The organism is Novipirellula sp. (genome assembly GCF_041583735.1).
GTDB lineage: Bacteria > Planctomycetota > Planctomycetia > Pirellulales > Pirellulaceae > Novipirellula.
Window position 1 is genome coordinate 1 of sequence record NZ_JBFHFD010000870.1, and the last position, 2,915, is coordinate 2,915.

Below are 2,915 nucleotides of genomic sequence, written 5' to 3' on the forward strand. Positions count from 1 at the left end.
AAGGACGAGCTTCCGGCCACGTCCGAATTTGTCACCGAGTGGGACACGATCAATCACATTATCGGTTGGGGAAAACACACCTACGAAAAGGAATATGGCGGGCCAGAGATCTACGCGGAAATTATGGCCGAAGCCCGGCGATTGGCACCCAATGCGACCCACGCCATCAATGAAGGAAAAATTCTTCCGGATGGCTACAAACGCGAACCCTACAAGCACATCATCCGCTTTCTGAACGAACAGGGCCAGCCAGCCGATATTGTCGGCTTCATGGCGCACTTTGATTCCACCACGCTGACGCCACCCGAGGAGTTATTGCAAGTCTATGACGAATTCGCCGAAATTGCACCGCGTCTGCAGCTTAGTGAGTTTGATGTCGATGCCGGGGATGACGAACAGTTGCAGGCCGACTATTTTCGTGACGTGATGATTGCAACGTTTAGTCATCCTAACTTTGAAGCGATCGTGCAGTGGGGGTTCTGGGAGAAGATGCACTGGAAGCCTGCTGCAGCCCTTTGGCGTGCAGATTGGACGATCAAGCCGGCGGGCGAGGTGTTTGTCGATCTGGTTGCGAATCAGTGGTGGACTGACGAAGTGAGCCAAACCGACGACGATGGCAAGAGCCAGCTGCGCGGTTTTTTGGGCGATTATGAGATCACGGTCGAGAAAGATGGAGTGACCAAGAAGGTCAACGCAACGCTCACCGCGGAGGGTACCGCGGTTCAAGTGCATCTTCCGTAGCCCTCAAAACCCTAGTCCACTGCCGATTGCGTCAAACTTTATTTCGAGCTTTCCTTCAATTCCCATGTATTTCAAATGACCAAGAAAACCTTTGCCTTGATCGTATGTCTGGCCCTTGCCGCAGTCCAAATGTTCGACGTCAACCGAGTCGATGGAGCGAGCGAGCAGGCGAATGAGGGCCGCTCCGATGCATCGCCGATGAATGTCCTGATTTTGTATGCCGATGATTGGCGGCATGACACATTGGGAGTCGCTGGCAATCCGGTCGTCAAAACGCCGAACCTTGATCAGCTCGCGAGCCAGGGGATGCGATTCACTCAAAACTGCGTGACCACCTCGATTTGTGGAGTCAGCCGTGCGTCGTTGTTCACGGGGCAGTGGATGTCGCGACATGGCAACCAGTCGTTTAAACCGTGGAAGACCGATTGGTCCGAAACGTACCCGGGGTTGCTGCGTGAGAACGGCTATTACGTTGGGCACGTCGGAAAATGGCACAACGGGAAACTTCCGGCCGAACGCTTTGACTTCAGCCGTTCCTACTATGGAACCCACTGGATCACCAAGCCCGATGGTTCAAAAATCCACGTGACCCAGAAGAACGAAAATGACGCAATGGATTTCCTAAAAAGTCGGCCTGCCGACAAACCGTTCTGTCTGACCGTTGCGTTTTTTGCCACGCATGCCGAGGATTCTCACCCTCAGCAGTTCCTGCCGCAACCCGAAAGCATGCAGTTGTATCAGGACATCACGATTCCAGTGCCAGTCAATGCGACCCAAGAGTCGTTTGAACGGTTGCCGGATTTCGTAGGCAATGAAAAGAATGAGGGACGCAACCGTTGGCATTGGCGTTTTGATACTCCGGAAAAGTATCAGACGATGATGAAGAACTACTATCGATTGGCCACCGAGGTCGATACGACGTGCGGCCGAATTTTGGCGGAACTGAAGAAACAGGGAGTCGCTGAGAACACGCTGGTGATCTTTACGACCGACAATGGTTATTACCATGCCGAACACGGCTTGGCGGACAAATGGTACCCACACCAGGAAAGCATTCGCGTTCCATTGATCATCCGTGATCCGCGTATGCCTCAGCAAGCAGTCGGACAAACCAACGACGAATTCACGCTCAATGTGGATCTTGCTCCGACCATCCTTGCTGCTGTCGGGATCAAGGCTCCTGAAACGATGCAAGGAACGGACATCGCGCCGCTGTATCTTTCCAAGTCGAAGCCCCAGTGGCGTGACGAGTTCTTCTACGAGCATCCGATGCTGCGGAGCACCGATTTCATCCCGGCTTCGGAAGCATTGGTTCGCAAGGATTGGAAGTTCTTTTATTGGCCTGAATTTGACCGCGAGCAATTGTTCAATCTGAAGAACGATCCGATCGAAGAGAACGATCTCGCCGCCAACCCAGAACACGCCGCTCAACTGAGTGAGATGCGAGCACGATTTGCCAAGCTCAAGGCGGCCGCCAAGTAATCTACGATCGAGTAACGTTCTAGGCGATGATTTCCTTGACCACGCGGCTCGGCTCGACGCCGGTAAGCTTTTGGTCGAGTCCTTGGAATGGGAAAGTCAGACGTTTGTGATCCACGCCCAGCAGATGCAGCATGGTTGCATGTAGGTCGCGAACGTGGACGCCATCGGAAACGACGTTGTAGCTGAAGTCATCGGTGATGCCGTGACGCATGCCGCCTTTGATGCCACCGCCAGCCAGCAAAGCGGTGAAACAGCGTGGGTGGTGATCGCGGCCATAGGTTTCCGGATCCAACTCGCCTTGGCAATAAACGGTTCTTCCGAACTCACCCGCAAACACAACAAGAGTATCGTCGAGCAATCCGCGCTGTTCTAAGTCACGTAGCAACGCCGTCGTCGGCTGATCGACGTCCTGGCATTGTCCGCGAAGGTTAATGGGCAATCGGGTATGGTGATCCCAACCTCGATGGAACAGTTGGATGAAACGAACATCACGTTCGGCCATCCGCCGTGCCAACAAACAATTTCGCGCGTAGGAACCGGGATTGTTCACTTCCGGGCCATACATCGCCAACGTTTCCTGTGTCTCGTCGGAGATGTCGGTCAGTTCGGGAACCGACGTTTGCATTCGGAACGCCATTTCTTGCTGTGCGATGGTGGTTTCAATTTCGGGATCTCCGATCTCAGCAAAGTGC

Annotated in this window: 3 protein-coding genes; 2 read left to right on the forward strand and 1 reads right to left on the reverse strand. The window is 53.7% G+C overall.

Annotated elements, in window-relative coordinates:
- Positions 1-741 (forward strand): endo-1,4-beta-xylanase (locus tag ABX962_RS33955; RefSeq protein ID WP_372726099.1); only part of this gene is annotated, 741 nt, incomplete at its 5' end.
- A gap of 129 nt (positions 742-870) precedes the next feature.
- On the forward strand, positions 871-2,223 hold the full coding sequence (locus ABX962_RS33960) for a sulfatase (protein ID WP_372726101.1): 1,353 nt from the start codon (positions 871-873) through the stop codon (positions 2,221-2,223).
- A gap of 19 nt (positions 2,224-2,242) precedes the next feature.
- On the opposite strand, the gene ABX962_RS33965 is transcribed toward ABX962_RS33960, so the two are convergent.
- Positions 2,243-2,915 (reverse strand): DUF1501 domain-containing protein (locus tag ABX962_RS33965; RefSeq protein ID WP_372726100.1); only part of this gene is annotated, 673 nt, incomplete at its 5' end.

What these genes read in the sequence shown, in the direction of transcription:
- ABX962_RS33960 (WP_372726101.1), top strand. Translation starts at nt 871, where the DNA reads ATGTTCGACGTCAACCGAGTCGATGGAGCGAGCGAGCAGGCGAATGAG.